This window comes from Umezawaea tangerina, from assembly GCF_003002815.1.
Classification (GTDB): Bacteria; Actinomycetota; Actinomycetes; order Mycobacteriales; family Pseudonocardiaceae; genus Umezawaea; species Umezawaea tangerina.
The window spans coordinates 42421-59308 of sequence record NZ_PVTF01000021.1 but is presented as its reverse complement, the minus strand read 5'-3'; the positions used below and the strand labels follow the sequence as shown (position 1 = coordinate 59308).

The window sequence follows — 16888 nt, the reverse complement described above, 5'->3', positions numbered from 1 at the left end:
GCGTCCTCCACGGTGGGGCGAAGCGTTCCCTGACCCCACCGTAGCCGGACGAGCCGTCAGGCGGCCTCGCACTTCGCCTGGGTGACGGTGGCGTAGCGGGTGAACGAGCCCCACGTGTCGACGGTGCCGTCGCAGAACCTGGTCGTACCGCCGACCGGCAGCTCGCGGTCGGCGGAGGAGTAGAAGGTGGTGGTGCACTGGTAGCCCGACTTGCAGGCCGGGAGGGCCTGCGCGGTACCGGCCGACACGAGCGGGACGACCGCGGTCGCGAGGACGAGGGACAGGGCGGTCGCTAAGCGGCGGGTCATGGGACTCCCTTGGTCGTCGTGGACGTCCATCCGACGTTAGGGCGGGTGCGGAGCCGCGGATACGGCTGTTCGGGCCCAGCGGACCGCAAAGCCGTAGTGCCGTGGGCTTCGGGCCCGGTCAGCCCACCGCGGCCCCGACGAGGTCCTTGCCCGGCACGCCGACCGGACCGGGCAGGGTCGTGGTGACGGTCAGACCGCCGCCCTCGCGCGGTTCTGCGTGGACGTCGCCGCCGTGCGCCCTGGCGACGGCGCGGACGATCGACAGGCCCAGGCCCGCGCCGGGGGTGGTGGCCGACTGGCGCGGGGTGGTCAGCCTGCGGAACGGCTCGAACAGGGCGGGGACGTCGTAGCGCGGGACGACCGGGCCGGTGTTGGTGACCTCCAGAACCGCCGAGCCGTCCGCGGCCGTGCCGGTCCGGACCCGGACCCAGCCGCCGCTGGGGACGTTGTGGCGCACGCCGTTCTCCACGAGGTTCTGCACCAGCCGTTCCAGCAGCACCGGGTTGCCCGTGGTCGGGGCCTCCCCCGGCTCGACGTCCACCCGGCCCTCCCCCGCCGGGGTGTGGTCGACGACGTGGTCCGCGAGGTCGGCGAGGTCCACGTAGGACGCCTCGGTGATCTCGCGCTCGGAGCGGGCCAGCAGCAGGAGGCCGTCGATCAGCCGCTCGTGCCGGGTGTTGATCTCCAGCAGGGTCTCGCCGAGCTGGAGCACGTCCGGCGACGCGGTGGGGCGCTGGAGGGCGATCTCCAGCAGCGTCCGGTTGAGGGTCAGCGGTGTGCGCAGCTCGTGCGAGGCGTTGGCGATGAACCGGCGCCGGCCGTCGAAGGAGCGGTCGAGGCGCTCCACCATGAGGTCGAAGGTGTCGCCCAGCTCCTTGATCTCGTCGTGCGGCCCCTCCAGGGCGATGCGCTCGTGCAGACTCCGGTCGGCCGCGGGCGCGCGCGCTATCCGCCTGGCGGTGTCGGTGACCCGGTGCAGCGGCTGGAGCAGCCTGCCCGCGATCAGCCGGCCGAGCGCGACGGCGACGACCCCGACGACGGCCAGCGCGATCCCGCCCTGGGTGAGCACCGAGTCCAGCACGTCCTGCCTGGCCTCCCGCGCGTACTCGGTGATGAAGGTCCGCCCCTCCTCCGGCGGCGCGAGCGCGGCCGGGTCGGTGGTCGAGTTCGTCACGGTGAGGGCGGGCTGGTCGTGCGTCCGCTGGGCGACCAGGGCGTAGGTGACGGCCAGCATGAGCACGCCCGCGAGGAGGAAAAGCCCGCCGTAGACCAGGGTCAGGCGGGCGCGGATGGTCAGGTTCGACGGGGTGAGCCTCTTCACGGGATCCGGTACCCCACTCCGGGATCGGTCAGCACGACGGCCGGGTCGCCGAGCTTGCGGCGCAGCTTGGGGATCGTCATCCGCACGGTGTGCGTGAACGGGTCCGCGTGCTCGTCCCACGCCTTCTCCAGCAGCCGTTCCGCGGACACCGCGGCACCGTCGGCGCGCAGCAGCTCGAACAGGACCGCGAACTCCTTGCGGGACAACGGGACGTACCGCCCCTCCCGGTACACCTCGCGCCGGTGCGGGTCGAGCCGGATGCCCGCGCGGTGCAGCACCGGCGGCACGGCGGGCCGGGACCGCCGCCCCAGCGCCACGACCCGCGCGGACAGCTCCGCGAACGCGAAGGGCTTCGGCAGGTGGTCGTCCGCGCCGAGCGCGAGCCCCGCGACCCGGTCGTCGACCTCCACGGCGGCGGTCAGCATCAGCACCCGCACGCTGCCGTCGCGGGCGGCGAGCACCCGGCACACCTCGTCGCCGTGCACCACCGGCAGGTCGCGGTCGAGCACCACCGCGTCGTGGTCGTGCACGTCGACCCGCTCCAGCGCCGCTCCCCCGTCGTGCACGACGTCCACCGCGTGCGCGTCGGCGCGCAGCCCTTCCGCCACCGCGCCAGCGAGCAACGGCTCGTCCTCCACCACCAGGATCCGCATGCCCCCATGGTGACCGCACCCCCGTCACGTCGACGTCATCGTTCTCGGAGACGCCCCGGTGATGCCGCGTCCGGTCGACTGCGTCCCACGGCCGGGACAGCCCCGGCCGGTGTCACGGGAGGTGACCATGCGCACCAGGACGACGCTCGTCCTCTGGCCGCTGCTGGTGTGGGGACTGGCCGCGTGCGGCGCGGCGGACAACGGGAACGACGTGGCCTCGGCGGGCACCGGAGCCACGTCCGCCAGCGCGGTCGCCGGTCCGCGCGATGAGGAGGCGGCCGCGCTCGAGTACGCGAAGTGCATGCGGGACAACGGTCTGCCGGGCTTCCCCGACTCGGACGAGAACGGCGGGATCAAGATCGACGGCACGCCAGGCATGGACCCGATGAGCCCCGACTACCGGTCCGTCGAGCAGACCTGCGCGCAGCGGCACCTGCCCGACGGCGGCGGCACCCGTTCCGAGAAGCAGGAGTCCGGCCGGTGACCACGAGACGCAGGAGGACCTGCCGGGTGGTGGTCGTGGTCGCCGTCGTGGTCACGACCGGCGCCGCGGTCGCGGTGTCCACCGGAGCCGCGGCCGGGCTGTGGGAGACCGACCGGGCCGACGGCGGCCACGTGGACCCGCCACCCGCGACCGCCCGGCTGACCAGGCAGACCCTGGTCGACACCGAGACCGAGAGCGGCGACCTCGGCTACGGCGCCGCCACCACGGTCGACGCGCGGCTCGACGGGGTGCTGACCTGGCTGCCCGAACCGGGGACCTCGGTCGACCGCGGGCAGGCCCTCTACCGGGTCGACGACACCCCCGTCGTGCTGCTCTAGGGGCCGCTGCCCGCCTACCGCACGCTGGCGCCGGGGACGACGGGCGCGGACGTCGCGCAGTTCGAGCAGAACCTGTCCGCACTGGGGTACACCGGGTTCACCGCCGACGACACCTACACCGAGGCCACCGCCGCGGCCGTGCGCGGGTGGCAGGGCGACCTCGGGGTCGCGAAGACCGGGACGGTCGACCAGGGGCGGATCGCGCACGCCGCGGGCCCGGTGCGCGTGGACGGCCTCAAGGCCGCCGTCGGCGACCGGGCCCGGCCGGACACCGCCGTGCTCACCCGCACCGGCACCGTCCGGCTGGTCACCGCCGAGCTCGACGTGTCCGACGAGCGGCTGGTGGTGCGCGACGCCCCCGTCACCCTCACCTTGCCCGACGGGAAGCCCACCACGGGGAGGATCACCGACAGCCGGACCGTGGTCGACCCCGGCGACGGGAAGGCCGACCCCGTCACGAAGATCGCCGTCACCGTCACCCCCGACGACGCCGCGGTGCTGGCGGGGCTCGACCGGGCGTCGGTCCGGGTCGGGTTCACCGCCGCCGAGCGGGAGGACGTGCTGACCGTTCCGGTGGCCGCGCTGCTCGCGCTCGCCGAGGGCGGGTACGGCGTGCAGGTGGTGGAGGACGGCGCGACCCGGATCGTGCCGGTGCGGACCGGGATGTTCGCCGCGGGCCGGGTCGAGGTCACCGGCGACGGGCTCGCCGAGGGCACGACGGTGGGGATGCCCGCGTGAGCCCGGTGGTGGAGCTGGCAGGCGTCGGCAAGGTGTACGAGGGCGGGGTCAGGGCGCTGGACGGCGTCACGCTGTCCATCGACCACGGGGAGATGGTCGCCGTCGTCGGCCCGTCCGGGTCGGGCAAGTCCACGATGCTGCAGCTGATCGGCACGCTGGACCGGCCGTCGGAGGGGACGGTGCGGGTGGAGGGGTACGACGTCGCCGCGCTGTCGGACGGGCAGCTGTCGGCGTTGCGGGCGCGGCGGGTCGGGTTCGTGTTCCAGCAGTTCCACCTGGCGCGGGGGCAGGCGGCGCTGGACGACGTGGCGGACGGGCTGCTCTACGCCGGTGTGCGGCGCGGGAGCGCAGGCGGCGAGCGGAGGCCGCGCTGGTGCGGGTGGGGCTGCGCGACCGGCTGCACCACGCGCCGCACGAGCTGTCCGGCGGTGAGCGGCAGCGGGTGGCCATCGCGCGGGCGGTGGCGGGGGAACCCGCGCTGCTGCTGGCCGACGAGCCGACCGGGAACCTGGACACCGCGTCCGGGGCGGGCGTGCTCGCGCTGCTGCGCGAGCTGCACTCGGCGGGCACGACCGTCGTGGTCGTCACGCACGACCGGGAGATCGCCGCCGGGCTGCCCCGCCGGGTGTCCATGCGCGACGGGAAGGTGGTCTGAGGTGGTGCTCGACCTGACCCCGTCCCGGCTGCGACCGCGCGACGTGCTCCGCACCGGGGGCGCGGGGCTGCGCACCAGGCCGTTGCGGGCCTTCCTGTCCGCGTTGGGGATCGCCATCGGCATCGCGGCCATGGTCGCGGTGGTGGGCATCTCGGCGTCCGGCCGGGCGCGCCTCGACGAGCAGCTGGCCGCGCTCGGCACGAACCTGCTCACCGTCGCGCCCGGCGACCGGCTGTCCGGCGGGAGCGCCGTGCTGCCCGTCGAGTCGGTCGCCATGATCTCGCGGATCGGTCCGGTCGAGCGGGTGGCGGCCACCGGCAAGGTCACCGGCGCGAAGGTGTACCGCAACGACCGGATCCCCGAGGTGCAGAGCGGGGGTCTGTCGGTGCAGGCGGCCCACCTGGACCTGCCCGGCACGGTCGGCGCCTCGCTGACGAGCGGGACGTGGCTCAACGCCGCGACCGCCGGGTACCCGACCGCGGTGCTCGGGTCGACGGCCGCCCGGTCGCTCGGCGTCGGCGCGGTCGGGCAGGGCGTCCAGGTCCAGCTGGGCGGCAGGCCGTTCACCGTCATCGGCGTCCTGGAACCGGTCACCCTGGTGCCCTCGCTCGACACGGCGGCCCTCGTGGGGTGGGCCGCCGCCGAGTCCTACCTGGACTTCGACGGGCACCCGACGACCGTGTACACCCGGTCCGCCGACGCCGCCGTGGAGGCCGTGCGGGGTGTGCTCGCCGCGACCGCGAACCCCTTGGCGCCCAACGAGGTCGACGTGTCCAGGCCGTCGGACGCGCTCGCGGCCAGGCAGGCGACCGACCGCGCGTTCACCGGACTGCTCCTCGGTCTCGGCGCGGTGGCCCTGCTGGTCGGCGGGGTCGGCGTGGCCAACACCATGGTCATCTCCGTCCTGGAGCGCCGCGCCGAGATCGGCCTGCGCCGCTCCCTCGGCGCGACCCGCGGCCAGGTCCGCCTGCAGTTCCTGGCGGAGTCCCTGCTGCTCTCGGCACTGGGCGGCCTGGGCGGTGTCGTGCTCGGCAGCGCGGTCACGACCGTCTACGCGGGCATGAGGTCCTGGCCGCCCGTCGTCCCGGTCTGGTCGAGCGCCGGGGGTCTCGCCGCCACCCTGCTCGTCGGCGCCGTCGCGGGCCTGTACCCGGCCGTCCGCGCTGCCCGCCTCTCCCCGACGGAGGCGCTGGCGGCACCGTGAGACCCGCCCGCCCGTCGCCATCCGCGGCGGGCGGGCGGACGGGCGCGCGAGGGCTCGCGGGACCACCGGGTTCGGCGGGCTCCCGTTGCGGTCACGGCACTCTGGGCGGTTTGACGGAAACGCCACCGTTTGTCATGCGCCAATCGGATGGCGCTCGGAGATTCCCCTCCACCGGTGGGAACGGCGGGCACACAGTGTTCGTCGCACCGAGCGCCCAACCCGGTGGAGGGGATCGTGATGACTGGTCCGATACCTGGCGGAAGCGCGAGCGCGGGGATCGACGCGTGGGTCGCGCAGGCCAAGGCGAAAGCCGAGCGCTACCAGGAGATGCGCGTGCTGGCGCAGGCCGTCTCCGTCACCGAGACCGAAGGCCCGGTGACCGTCACGATCGACTCCGGCGGCAACGTCACGGACCTCCGGATCAAGGAGCACGACGAGCTGGCGAAGGCCGTCCTGCTCACCATGCGCCGGGCGCAGGCCAGGCTGCCGGAGGCGCTCGCGGGTGTGATGGCCGAGACGATCGGCGACGACAAGCAGACCGTCGACACCATCGTCGGGACCTACCGCGCGAGGTTCCCCGAGCCCGATCCGGGGGACAGGCCGTCGCCACCGCCGAAACCCGACGACGACGAGGACTTCGGGTCGGTGATGGACCGATGAGCGGCTACCAGGTCACGCCGGGCGAGCTGCACACCCACGCCGGGTCCGTGCGGCAGGTCGCCGACGCGCTGGGCCAGGCCGTGGAGGCCGCCCAGCAGGTCACCGTGGGAGTGCAGGCCTACGGGATGATCTGCGGCCCGCTGTTCGTGCCCATCGTCATGGCGGTCAGCGCCCCCGGTGTGCTCGCGCTGCGGGCCGCGCGGCAGGCGATCACCGACACCGCGAACGAGGTCGAGGCGACCGCCGAGCACTACGACACCGTGGACCGCACCCTGGCGGACAGCTTCTCCGCCATCGGGAAGGAGCTGTCGTGACCAACCCGCTCCTGGCCCAGAAGCAGGACTCCACGACCTGGCACACCGGGATCAACCTGGTGGACGACGCCGCGGGCGTCTACGACGCGGTCGAGTCGGGGAGCTGGATCGAGGGCGGCATCTCCGCGCTCGGCGCGGGCATGGACCTGCTGACCATGGCGATGAACCCGGTCGGCACGCTCATCTCCTACGGCCTGAACTGGCTCATCGAGCACGTCAAGCCGCTCCAGGACGCGCTCAACCAGCTCGCGGGCGACGGCGACCAGATCGCCGCGTACTCGCAGACGTGGGCCAACGTCGCGAAAGCCGTGCAGGACGCCGGGAAGAGCCTCACCGACGCAGCCACCAAGGACACGGCGACCTGGTCGGGGCCTGCCGCCGACGCCTACCGCAAGCACGTCGGGGACAGGGTCGACGGGCTCTCCACCATCGCCACCTGCGCGAGCGCGATCAGCACGGTCGTGAAGGTGGTCGGCGTCATCACCGGTGTCGTGCGCGCCCTGGTGCGGGACATGGTCACGCAGGCCGTCGGCGACTTCATCCAGGACGCGCTGGAGGAGGTGTTCACCCTCGGCCTCGGCACGCCGTTCGTCGTGGCCCAGGTCGTCGAGCAGGTCGCGGCGTGGACCGAGAAGATCGGCGCCACGATCAAGAAGCTGATCAACTCGGTCGAGAAGCTGCGGCCGATCATGAGCAAGCTCGAGGAGATCTGGCAGGGCGTGCAGAAGGTGATGGCCGCGCTGCACGGGCACGTCGAGGAGCCGCGCCTGCACGCCAGCGAGGGCGGCGGCACGCACGTGTCGTCGGCCGAACCGCACACGGGCGGCGGTGGCGGTGAGACGCACGTGTCCAGCGCGGGCGGGGAAACCCACGTCGCCAGCGCGGAACCGCACCCGGCGGGCGGCGAGCACGCCCCGCCCGGCGGCGAGACGCACACCTCCACGGCCGAGGGCACTCCCGGCGAGCCGTCGGGCAACGGGAAGCCGCCCGCCGAGGACTCGTCCGTGCGGAGCCAGACCGAGGACCCGCGGTCGACCGTGCAGGAGGCGGAGAACCGCACGGGCTGCGGCGACCCGGTCGACGTCGTCACCGGCGACATGTTCCTCACCCAGACCGACGTCACGCTGCCCGCCGACCTCGGCCTCGTCCTGCAACGGACGCACATCTCCTCCTACCGGGTCGGCAGGCTCTTCGGCCGGTCCTGGGCGTCCACCGTGGACCAGCGGCTGGAGGTGGACGAGCAGGGCGTGTGCTTCGCGGGCGCGGACGCGATCATGCTCGTCTACCCCGCGCCGGCGCGCGGCGAGTCCGTCCTGCCGGTGGAGGGGCCGCGCTGGCCGTTGGCGCTGGACGCCGACGGCACCTACCGGATCACCCGGCCGAACGGGCACGTCCTGCACTTCGCGCCGTCCGGCGTGGCCGGACTGGCGCCGCTGCGGGCGATCACCGACCGCAACGGCGACCGCATCGACTTCGTCACCGACGCGGACGGGATGCCCACGGAGATCAGGCATTCCGGCGGCTACCGCGTCACCGTCGAGACCGCACGCGGCCGCGTCACCGGCTACCGGCTCGGCGACATCCCGCTGATGTCGTTCGGCTACGACGACTCCGGCGACCTCACCCGCGTGACCAACGCCTCCGGTCTGCCGCACGTCTTCGACTACGACGGCGACGGGCGGATCGTCGGCTGGACCGACCGCAGGGGAACCCGCTACCGCTACCACTTCGACGCGCGCGGCCGGGTGGCGTGGGCCGAGGGCACCGGCGGCATCCTCAACGCCCGGTTCCGCTACGACGACTCGGCGACGACCGTGCAGGACTCGCTCGGCAACGAGTCGGTCTACCACCTTAACGCGCTGCGGCAGATCGTGCGGGTCGTGGATCCGCTGGGGCACAGCGTGACCAGCGAGTGGGACCGCTACGACCGCCTGCTCGCCCGCACGGACGCGGTCGGCAACACGACGCGCTACCGGTACGACGAGGCCGGGCACGTCGTCGAGATCGTCGAGCCCACTGGGTCGACCAGGAGCCTGGCGTACAACAGGTTCGGACTGTCCACTTCGGTCTCCGACGGGGTCGCGACCACGGAGTACACCTACGACGCCCGCGGCAACCTCCTCGCGGAGACCGGTCCGGGCGGGACGACCCGCACGACCTACGACGCGTACGGGCACCTCGCGAGCCGGACGGACGCGACCGGCGCCACCAGCGTCATCACCTGCAACGCCGCGGGCCTGCCGATCACCATGGTCGACCCGCGCGGCAACCGGCACCGCTACGAGCGCGACGTCTTCGGACGGCTGGTCGCCGTCGTCGACCCGCTCGAGGGCACCACCCGCTACGGCTGGACCGTCGACGGCCAGCCCGCGTGGCGGCTCGGGCCCGACGGCGGCCGGGAGACCTGGCGCCACGACGGCGAGGGCAACCTCGTCGAGCACGTCGACGCGGGCGGCAGGCGCACGACGTTCGAGATCGGCGACTTCGACCTGCCCGCCGCGCGGGTCACCGCCGACGGCGCGCGGACGGCGTTCGCCTACGACACCGAGCAGCGCGTCACCGCCGTCACGAACGCGCAGGGCCGGACGTGGACCTACACCTACGACCCGGCCGGGAACCTGGTGCGGGAGCAGGACTTCCACGGTCGTGTCGTCACCTACGCCCACGACGCGGCCGGTCGGGTCGTGTCCAGCACCAACGGCGCGGGCCAGACGGTCACCTTCGCCTACGACGCCGCGGGCAGGCGCGTGCGGCAGGTCGCCGACGACGGCGGCGAGACCACCTACGAGTACGACTCGCAGGGCCAGGTGGTCCGCGCGGTCAACGAGGCGGGTGAGATCACCCTGACCCGCGACCCGGTCGGCCGGGTGCTGACCGAGGCGTTCAACGGCCGGGTGCTGGTCAACAGCTACGACGCCGCGGGCAGGCGGGTGCGCCGGGTGACGCCGTCGGGCGCGGCCGTGGACTACGGCTACGACCCGGCGGGCGGCCTGGCCTCGGTGCGGGCGGGTGGGCACGCGCTGACGTTCGACCGCGACCGCCTCGGGCGCACCGTGGCGCACAACCTCGACGCCCACCTGGTCCTGGCCCAGACCTGGGACGCCGTCGGCAGGCTCGCGGCGCAGGAGTTCGCGGGACAGCGCAGGCAGCTGCGCTGGCGGCCCGACGGCTACCTGGTCGGCGACGGCCCGACCCGCGTCGACCTGGACGTCATGGGCCGCGTCGCCGCGGTCCACTCGCCGGACAACACCGAGCGCTACGACTACGACCTGGCGGGCAACATCACCGCCGCCGCGTGGCTGCCCGGCGGCGACGCCGAGGGGCAGCGCGAGTTCGACCGCGGCCTGCTGCGGGCCGCGGGCCGCACGACCTGCGCTTACGACGGCCAGGGCCGGGTGAGCGAGGTCCGCAGGCACACGCTCTCCGGCCAGGTCCTGCTCTGGCGCTACTCGTGGAACGCCTACGACCAGCTCGTCGAGGTGTCCACACCGGACGGTCGTACCTGGCGGTACCTCTACGACGCGCTCGGCCGCCGCTGCGCCAAGACCTCCGGGCAGCTGCGCGTCGACTTCGCCTGGGACGGCTTCGACCTGGCCGAGCAGCACGCCACCGGCGTCGGGGTCACGACGTGGGTGCACGAGGCGGGCACGTCCACCCCGCTCGCCCAGCTCGACGGCACCGGCTTCCACGCCGTCGTCACCGACCACGTCGGCAGGCCCACCGCGCTGGTCGGCGCCGACGGCCGGACCACCTGGCAGGCCTCGTTCTCGGCGTGGGGCGCGCTGCTGGGCTCGCGGTCCACCACGGACTGCCCGCTGCGCTTCCCCGGCCAGTACCACGACACCGAGACCGGCCTGCACTACAACGTCTTCCGGTACTACGACCCGTGGACGGGCCGCTACACCGGCCCGGACCCGCTGGGGCTGGCACCGTCGCCCAACCACTACGCCTACGCGGGCAACCCGCTGCGGTTCGTCGACCCCTACGGGCTCGCGGTGTGCGGCAGGCAGGGACCGGTGCGCCTCGGCGAGACCGACCTCAGCAAGATGGCCTACGAGCACCGGCTGAACGAGGGCGTCGGCTCGCACCAGAACGTCGCGGTGTACGAGTACGAGACACCGACCGGCAAGCAGTACCTGGTCCAGGCCAACGACCCCGGTGGTCTGCACTCCGAGCAGATCATGCAGGCCGAGCTGCAGGCCCGCGGCATCAAGCCCGAGCAGGTCACCCGGATCTACTCCGAGCGCGTGCCGTGCTCGATGCCCAACCACGACTGCGCGGGCGTCGTCGGCCAGTACAAGAACGCCGCCATCACCTGGAGCCTCGACGGCACCCGGAGGGAGAACTGGTCGGCGATCAACAGGTGGATGACCCAGGGGCACCCGTAGGATCCGACGCCGTGGAACCACTGGAGCTCTACGAGCACTCGCTCTCCGCGCCGCTGGACGACCTGGTCGTGCCGTCGGTGCAGACCATGCCACCGGCGTCGGTGACGTCGTGGCGGCTCCCGGACGCCGACCTGCGGGCGTACCGGAGGTGGGGCCTCCCGGTCATCGCCCCGTCGGAGCTCCGGCCGTCGTTCGACGCGGTCATCGAGGACGAGGACCGCGTCTACTACCGGCTCGGCACGCTCTCGCACGCCGACCTCGTCACCGCCGCCGACACGGGCACGGTCGAGGGGTTCTCCACGCTGGAGACCGCGACCGTGCCCCGGTACTGGGTCAACGGCTCGGGCGCCCTGCTCGTGGAGACGGCGTGGCGCTGGTACGGCGTGAACACCGCGCTGCGCGCCGCCCCGTTCGACGACGAGACCTACGACCGGCTGGACCGGTTCTTCGAGCTCGTGCGGGAGAAGGACCCCACCGTCGGCGAGGACTCGCTCTGGTGGGGGCTCGTCGAGGGCTGGTGAGCGCGGGTCAGCGTCGTGGCGACCCGCCGAGCGCGCCGAGGAGGGTCGTGACCAGGAGGCCGACCCGCGCCTCCACCTCGTCGTCGGCGTCGGCGTCGTCCCCGAGGCCGAGGCTGGGCGAGTCCGCCGGGAGGCTGTAGACCTCTTGGAGCAGGGCAAGGTAGACGACCCTCGCCCAGGCCGGGTCGGAGGTCGTGGTGTATCCGCCTTCGTGCAGCCTGGTGAAGAGGATCTCCAGCCCTTCCACGATCTCCGGGTGCGCCGCGGGCGCGCCGGGGCTCTCGTGGGTGGGCGTCAGGCTGGTGACGAACGGGTGGCCGTACTTCAGCCTGAGCGAGATCTCGGTCGCCCGGTGCAGGACGACCATCGGCGGCGCGGTCTTCACCCGCACCTCCTTGATGATCGCGAGGTAGCGGTCCGTCAGATCCCGCACCAGCGCGTCGAGCAGCGCCTGGCGCGAGGCGAAGCGCCGGTGCACGGTCGCCCGCGCCAGTCCAGCCGCCTCCGCGACCCGTTCCAGCGACGCCGTCGGGTCCTCCGCGAGGACCTGCTGGGCCGCCTCCAGGATCCGGGCACTGCTCCGCCGCGCGTCGGCGCGCAGCCCACCCCGCTCTGTCGCGGCCATCGGCGACCTCCCATCACCTGTCACACTACACGGCGTAATTGAGACAGGTGCGTCGTCACTGTTGACGTAACTGCGACACCGATGCTTCAGTTAGGGCATCCGCACCCCTCCTGGAGAACCGATGCCCCAGCACGACCGCACCCGCGTCCTGGTCCACGGGGTCCCCGAGACCTCGGCGATCTGGACACCCCTGGTCGGGGAACTGCGCCGCCTCGGCCACCACGACGTCGTCCGGCTGTCCCCGCCCGCGTTCGGCGCCCCCGTCCCGGACGGCTTCGGCGCCACGGCCGACGAGTACCGCGACTGGCTGATCGGCGAGCTGAGCGCGTTCGACGGGCCCGTCGACCTGGTGGGCCACGACTTCGGCGGCGGCCACGTCATGGGCGCGGTGTGGACGCGCCCCGACCTCGTGCGCAGCTGGGTGAGCGACGTCAACGGGGCGCTCGAACCCGACTACACCTGGCACGCCCTCGCACGGACCTGGCAGACACCCGGTGACGGCGAGGCGTCGGTCGCCGACCTCTTCGGCGGGACCGCCGCCGACCGCGCCGCCCGCATGCGGGAGTGGGGCATCCTCCCGCCCGCGGCCGACGAGGTGGCGGCCGCGCAGGGGCCCGAGATGGCCGCCGCCGTCCTCGCGCTCTACCGCTCCGCCGCCCAACCGGCCTTGGCCGACCGCGGCAGGCGCCTGCCCGAAGCCGCCCGGCGACCGGGGCTGGCCGTCATCGCCACGGCCGACGGCGACGTCGGGTCGGCCGAGCAGCACCGACGCGCCGCGAGCCGCGCGGACGCCGAGACGCACGTGCTGGAAGGACTCGGGCACTGGTGGATGCTCCAGGACCCGGCCCGTGGCGCCCGCATGCTCGCCGACTTCTGGGACCGCGTGTAAGCGCTCCCACCCCGGAACACCCCAACCACGGGAGATCCCATGAGCCAGCCCGACACCGTCCTGGTCACCGGCGCGTCCGGCTTCATCGCCGGCTACTGCGTCGAGGAACTGCTCCGGCACGGCTACGCCGTCCGCGGCACCGTCCGCGACGTCACGAGGACCGAGAAGGTCGCCCACCTCACCGCACTGGCCGCCGAGTTCGGGGGTCGACTGGAGCTCGTCGCCGCCCGGTTGGACTCCGACGAGGGCTGGGCCGAGGCCGTCGAGGGCTGCACCTCCGTGCTGCACGTGGCCTCGCCGAACCCGCCCGCGGTCCCCCGTGACGAGGACGACGTCATCCGCCCCGCCGTCGAGGGCACCCTGCGCGTGCTGCGCGCCGCCGCCGCGAGCAGCACCGTCCGCCGGGTCGTCCTGACCTCCTCGTCCTCCGCCATCGCGGGCGGCCGCCCCGACCCCGTGGCAGGCCGCCACACCGAGGACGACTGGTCCGACATCGCGAACTGCACCCCGTACGAGAAGAGCAAGACCCTCGCCGAACGGGCAGCCTGGAAGTTCGTCGACGAGTTGCCCGAGCAGCGCCACCTGGAACTGGTCGCCATCAACCCCGGCCTCGTCGTCGGCCCCCTGCAACGCCCCGAGGTGGCCACGTCCAACGAGACCGTGCAACGGCTGCTCGACCGCTCCATGCCCGCGGTCCCGCACATCAGCTGGAGCATCGTCGACGTCCGCGACATCGCCCTGGCCCACCGCCTGGCCGTGGAGAGCCCGAAAGCCGCGGGCAACCGCTACATCTGCGCTGGGCCGGACGTCTGGATGCTCGACATGGCCCGCACCCTGGCCACCAAGGGCCTGCGCGTACCCACCCGCCGCCTCCCCTACTGGGCGATGTGGCTCGCCGCCCGCTTCGACCCCACCCTGCGCCTCGCACTCGCCTTCGTCGGCCACCCCGAGAAGCTGTCCAGCCAGAAGGCCGCCGACGACCTCGGCTGGACCACCCGCCCCACCGACGAAACCCTGCACGACACCGCGCAAAGCCTCATCGACCACGGACTCGCCCACCCACGCCGCTGACCGGAGACCACCGCCATACCAGCCAGTCGAGCACCAGCGCGGCCGAGACGATCCTCATCCACCTTGGTAGACCCTCGGCTTCACGATCGATCGTGCGACCGTCCACCAGCCGAACCTGCCGCGTCGAGATCGAGCGGATGTGGGCCTGGCTCGCGCTGTGCGCGCGAGCGGCTGAAATCGCAGATGTCGTCGACGGTGACCGTGGTGGCGTCAAGGTCGGCACGAACCGTCTCCGCACACCGGTCTTGAGGACCCACGTGCTCATGACTGGCCAGAATCAGGACGCGGACCTGCCGCAGGCCGCGTCGTCGGAGGTGCTCCACCACCCAACGTCCCACCTCCGCCTTCGGCATGGCGCGTCCCCCTCACCCCCGACGCCGACGCATAGCCGACTTGTCGGCTTCCGGTCACGCACTATTGCGGTCGACCTGTCGAGCGGCGCACGACATCAGCGCGCTGTAGCGCCGTACTGCGAGGGCTCAAAGAACAAGCCGGGCGCCGCGGCGCCAGACGGCGCGGGTGTTGAGGGTGTTGGAGATCGTGGTGGTGGGGTCGCCGTCGACGAGGAGGAGGTCGGCGCGGAGGCCTTCGGCGATGCGGCCGCGGTCGGTCAGGCGGAAGCGGCGGGCGGTGGTGGAGGTGGCGGCGCGTAGTGCCTGGGTCGGGGTGAGGCCCGCGCGGACGAGGTACTGGAGTTCGTGGTGGACGCTGGCGCCGTGGGCGAGGCCGCCGAGGAACGGGACGGGGACGGCGGAGTCGGTGCCGACCAGTAGGTCGACCCCGGCGTCGCTCAGCACCTTGACGGTGGTCAGGACGTCGTCGATGTCGCCCTGCGGGTACCGGTCGAAACTGGAGCGCAGGGCGGTGTCCCAGGCCTCGTCCAGGCGCGAGGAGACACGCGGGTCGTCGGCGAGCTCGGTGCCGGTGATGCCCATGAGCGAGGCGTTGAGGACGGTGCACGGGACGACGAACACGTCGGCGTCCTCGATCAGGGCGATGATCTCGTCGTCGTGCGGCTCCACGAACACGTGCGCCAGACCGTCGACACCGGCCTCCAACGCCATCCGGGTGGCGTCGATCGTCAACGCGTGGGCGATGGTGAGCACGCCGTACCTCTTGGCCTCGGCCACACCGGCGTCCAACGTGGCCGGGTCGATCATCGGCAGGCCGGGGTGGCCTTCGACGCTGCCGTCGTCGACCATGAACTTGATGTAGTCCGCACCGTCCGCGAGCAGTCGCGGAATGGACGCCGCGGCGCCTTCCGGGCTCGTGGCGTCGGGGGTGAACGGGGCCGTGCCGTCGGCCGACTCGGCGCCGATCGGCACGAAGCCGGGCGGGAAGAGCTCGCTGGGGTGGCCGCCGGGCGGGGTGAGGCCGAGGCCGGCGGAGCGCACGTCCGCCATCGTGTCGTCCGCGCTGATGGCGGCCCGCCTGCCGCGGGTGCTGGTGCCCTGCATCTCCAGCTCGGTGGTCACCCCGAACCGCAGGGCGAGCGCGAGCGAGTCCGGGCCGGTGTGGACGTGCGCGTCGATCAGGCCGGGCAGCAGGGTCGCCCCGGTGCCGTCGACCACCTCGACCCCGTCGGGCACCTCGCCGCCGACGCGGACGATCTTGCCGCGGTCGACGAGCACGGTGGTGGCGCCCAGCACCTTCTCGCCGTCGAAGATCCGGGCACCGGTGATGGCGGTCCGCTCCGCACGCGGGCGCGTCACCACGCCACCGCGCCGTCGTCGTCGAACAGCCCGCCGGTCGGGCCGTCGTCGGGCAGGGTGGCCAGCCGGATCGCGATCCTGGCGCCCTCCGCGGGTGTGCGGTCGCCCTGGTGACGGGTCATGTCGGTCGCCACGAAACCGGGACAGGCACAATTGACCTTCACCGCCGTACCCGCCAGCTCCTTCACGTACTGGACGGTCACGGCGTTGAGGAACGTCTTCGTCGGCGCGTAGGCCCCGTCCACGTCGCCGAGCTCGACACCGGGCGTGGTCTGCAAGGTCATCGACCCGACGTGGCTGGACTGGTTGACGATCCGCGGATGCTCGGACCGGCGCAGCAGCGGCAGCATCGCGTTGGTCACCCGGATCAGACCCAGCACGTTCGTCTCCACCACCTCCCGCACGGCGTCGACCGACATGGTCGACGGCCGCGCGGGCCACGGCCCCGCGACACCCGCGTTGTTCACCAGCACGTCCAACCGCCCGGCACGCTCCTCCACCAACGCCGCGGCAGCGGCCACACTCGCGTCGTCGGTCACGTCCACGGGCACGGCGAACGCGTCCACCCCCTCCGCCCGCAGCTTCTCCACCGTCTCGGGCAGCCGCTCGTCCCGGTCGCCGACCCCGACGCTCCAGCCCAGCGCGCCGAGCCCCGCCGCGATCTCGTACCCGATCCCCTTGTTCGCGCCGGTGACCAACGCGATCGTCCGCTCACTCATGACTCGATCTTGTCCGCGCACCGGCGGGACACCAACACCGTCCGGGTCGGACAGCGATACCCCACCGGTATCGACGCTACGACGGCAGCGGGTCCCGCCCCATGAGCCACAGCCCACCGATCCCGGCACCGATGACGACGACCTTGTTCACGCGCATGGCGAAAGCCCCTTCGCAGACATGTGGCTGGGAAGGGAGGCACAACGCGCCCCCGAAGCCCTCCGTCAACCAGCAGGACCAAGCCCGCCACCACGACCGTCGGAGGCGGTGGACCGGACAGGTGTCCGGTC

17 protein-coding genes and 1 pseudogene are annotated in these 16888 nt (G+C 73.1%); 11 read left to right on the top strand and 7 right to left on the bottom strand.

The window, feature by feature from the left end:
* Positions 1 to 56: 56 nt before the first annotated feature.
* From CLV43_RS43615 to CLV43_RS43605, 3 genes are all read right to left on the bottom strand, one after another.
* A complete protein-coding gene (locus tag CLV43_RS43615; RefSeq protein WP_106196357.1) occupies positions 57 to 308 on the bottom strand; it encodes a DUF6289 family protein in 252 nt (83 codons plus the stop codon).
* Between the two features lie 118 nt (positions 309 to 426).
* Positions 427 to 1629, bottom strand: a complete 1203-nt coding sequence (locus CLV43_RS43610) for a sensor histidine kinase (protein WP_245887477.1) — start codon at positions 1627 to 1629, stop codon at positions 427 to 429.
* Positions 1626 to 2282, bottom strand: a complete 657-nt coding sequence (locus tag CLV43_RS43605; RefSeq protein ID WP_106196355.1) for a response regulator transcription factor — start codon at positions 2280 to 2282, stop codon at positions 1626 to 1628. The genes CLV43_RS43610 and CLV43_RS43605 overlap by 4 nt, the downstream gene beginning before the upstream one ends.
* A 127-nt stretch (positions 2283 to 2409) precedes the next feature.
* Here CLV43_RS43605 and CLV43_RS43600 point away from each other — a divergent pair, with 127 nt between their 5' ends.
* The 9 genes and pseudogenes from CLV43_RS43600 to CLV43_RS43565 all read left to right on the top strand — a co-directional run bounded on the left by CLV43_RS43600 (position 2410) and on the right by CLV43_RS43565 (position 11584).
* Positions 2410 to 2766, top strand: a complete 357-nt coding sequence (locus tag CLV43_RS43600; RefSeq protein WP_106196354.1) for a hypothetical protein — start codon at positions 2410 to 2412, stop codon at positions 2764 to 2766.
* Positions 2763 to 3104: a hypothetical protein gene (locus CLV43_RS48980; protein WP_211304842.1), complete on the top strand. Its 342-nt coding sequence runs from the start codon at positions 2763 to 2765 to the stop codon at positions 3102 to 3104. Before CLV43_RS43600 ends, CLV43_RS48980 begins: the two co-directional genes overlap by 4 nt.
* Positions 3105 to 3110: 6 nt before the next feature.
* On the top strand, positions 3111 to 3842 hold the full coding sequence (locus CLV43_RS43595) for a peptidoglycan-binding protein (protein WP_211304849.1): 732 nt from the start codon (positions 3111 to 3113) through the stop codon (positions 3840 to 3842).
* A pseudogene (locus CLV43_RS43590) lies at positions 3839 to 4497 on the top strand (ABC transporter ATP-binding protein). Before CLV43_RS43595 ends, CLV43_RS43590 begins: the two are co-directional and overlap by 4 nt.
* Before the next feature lie 4 nt (positions 4498 to 4501).
* A complete protein-coding gene (locus tag CLV43_RS43585) occupies positions 4502 to 5701 on the top strand; it encodes an ABC transporter permease (protein ID WP_425445804.1) in 1200 nt (399 codons plus the stop codon).
* A 237-nt stretch (positions 5702 to 5938) separates the two neighbouring features.
* Complete coding sequence (locus CLV43_RS43580; RefSeq protein ID WP_106196426.1) at positions 5939 to 6361, top strand: YbaB/EbfC family nucleoid-associated protein; 423 nt, start codon at positions 5939 to 5941, stop codon at positions 6359 to 6361.
* The gene (locus CLV43_RS43575; RefSeq protein WP_106196352.1) at positions 6358 to 6675 is read left to right on the top strand and encodes a type VII secretion target; all 318 of its coding nucleotides are present in this window, start codon (positions 6358 to 6360) and stop codon (positions 6673 to 6675) included. Before CLV43_RS43580 ends, CLV43_RS43575 begins: the two co-directional genes overlap by 4 nt.
* On the top strand, positions 6672 to 11063 hold the full coding sequence (locus CLV43_RS43570) for an RHS repeat-associated core domain-containing protein (protein WP_106196350.1): 4392 nt from the start codon (positions 6672 to 6674) through the stop codon (positions 11061 to 11063). The genes CLV43_RS43575 and CLV43_RS43570 overlap by 4 nt, the downstream gene beginning before the upstream one ends.
* An 11-nt stretch (positions 11064 to 11074) precedes the next feature.
* The gene (locus tag CLV43_RS43565; protein WP_106196349.1) at positions 11075 to 11584 is read left to right on the top strand and encodes an SUKH-4 family immunity protein; all 510 of its coding nucleotides are present in this window, start codon (positions 11075 to 11077) and stop codon (positions 11582 to 11584) included.
* Positions 11585 to 11591: 7 nt separating this feature from the next.
* Here the strand turns inward: CLV43_RS43565 and CLV43_RS43560 are convergent, their stop codons facing one another.
* Positions 11592 to 12209, bottom strand: coding sequence for a TetR/AcrR family transcriptional regulator (locus CLV43_RS43560; RefSeq protein WP_106196347.1), 618 nt, complete (start codon positions 12207 to 12209; stop codon positions 11592 to 11594).
* Positions 12210 to 12330: 121 nt separating this feature from the next.
* On the opposite strand from CLV43_RS43560, the gene CLV43_RS43555 reads away from it, so the two are divergent.
* Together CLV43_RS43555 and CLV43_RS43550 are read left to right on the top strand one after the other, a co-directional pair.
* On the top strand, positions 12331 to 13098 hold the full coding sequence (locus CLV43_RS43555; protein ID WP_106196345.1) for an alpha/beta fold hydrolase: 768 nt from the start codon (positions 12331 to 12333) through the stop codon (positions 13096 to 13098).
* A gap of 39 nt (positions 13099 to 13137) precedes the next feature.
* The gene (locus CLV43_RS43550; protein ID WP_106196343.1) at positions 13138 to 14169 is read left to right on the top strand and encodes an SDR family oxidoreductase; all 1032 of its coding nucleotides are present in this window, start codon (positions 13138 to 13140) and stop codon (positions 14167 to 14169) included.
* Positions 14170 to 14249: 80 nt separating this feature from the next.
* Here the strand turns inward: CLV43_RS43550 and CLV43_RS47455 are convergent, their stop codons facing one another.
* The 3 genes from CLV43_RS47455 to CLV43_RS43540 form a co-directional block, all read right to left on the bottom strand.
* Positions 14250 to 14522 carry a hypothetical protein gene (locus CLV43_RS47455; protein ID WP_146175142.1) on the bottom strand — a complete coding sequence of 91 codons (273 nt, stop codon included), beginning with the start codon at positions 14520 to 14522 and terminating at the stop codon, positions 14250 to 14252.
* 126 nt (positions 14523 to 14648) lie between these two features.
* Positions 14649 to 15881 carry an amidohydrolase family protein gene (locus CLV43_RS43545; RefSeq protein ID WP_106196424.1) on the bottom strand — a complete coding sequence of 411 codons (1233 nt, stop codon included), beginning with the start codon at positions 15879 to 15881 and terminating at the stop codon, positions 14649 to 14651.
* Positions 15878 to 16600 (bottom strand): SDR family NAD(P)-dependent oxidoreductase, encoded by a 723-nt coding sequence (locus tag CLV43_RS43540; RefSeq protein ID WP_106196341.1) that lies wholly within the window; start codon positions 16598 to 16600, stop codon positions 15878 to 15880. Before CLV43_RS43540 ends, CLV43_RS43545 begins: the two co-directional genes overlap by 4 nt.
* Positions 16601 to 16888: the final 288 nt, after the last annotated feature.

Bases quoted from the DNA above. Each gene is read 5' to 3' on its own strand.
- CLV43_RS43575 (WP_106196352.1), top strand. From the start codon at position 6,358: ATGAGCGGCTACCAGGTCACGCCGGGCGAGCTGCACACCCACGCCGGG.
- CLV43_RS43540 (WP_106196341.1), bottom strand. From the start codon at position 16,600: ATGAGTGAGCGGACGATCGCGTTGGTCACCGGCGCGAACAAGGGGATC.
- CLV43_RS43555 (WP_106196345.1), top strand. From the start codon at position 12,331: ATGCCCCAGCACGACCGCACCCGCGTCCTGGTCCACGGGGTCCCCGAG.
- CLV43_RS43560 (WP_106196347.1), bottom strand. From the start codon at position 12,209: ATGGCCGCGACAGAGCGGGGTGGGCTGCGCGCCGACGCGCGGCGGAGC.
- CLV43_RS43550 (WP_106196343.1), top strand. From the start codon at position 13,138: ATGAGCCAGCCCGACACCGTCCTGGTCACCGGCGCGTCCGGCTTCATC.
- CLV43_RS43580 (WP_106196426.1), top strand. From the start codon at position 5,939: ATGACTGGTCCGATACCTGGCGGAAGCGCGAGCGCGGGGATCGACGCG.
- CLV43_RS43600 (WP_106196354.1), top strand. From the start codon at position 2,410: ATGCGCACCAGGACGACGCTCGTCCTCTGGCCGCTGCTGGTGTGGGGA.
- CLV43_RS43615 (WP_106196357.1), bottom strand. From the start codon at position 308: ATGACCCGCCGCTTAGCGACCGCCCTGTCCCTCGTCCTCGCGACCGCG.
- CLV43_RS47455 (WP_146175142.1), bottom strand. From the start codon at position 14,522: ATGCCGAAGGCGGAGGTGGGACGTTGGGTGGTGGAGCACCTCCGACGA.
- CLV43_RS43605 (WP_106196355.1), bottom strand. From the start codon at position 2,282: ATGCGGATCCTGGTGGTGGAGGACGAGCCGTTGCTCGCTGGCGCGGTG.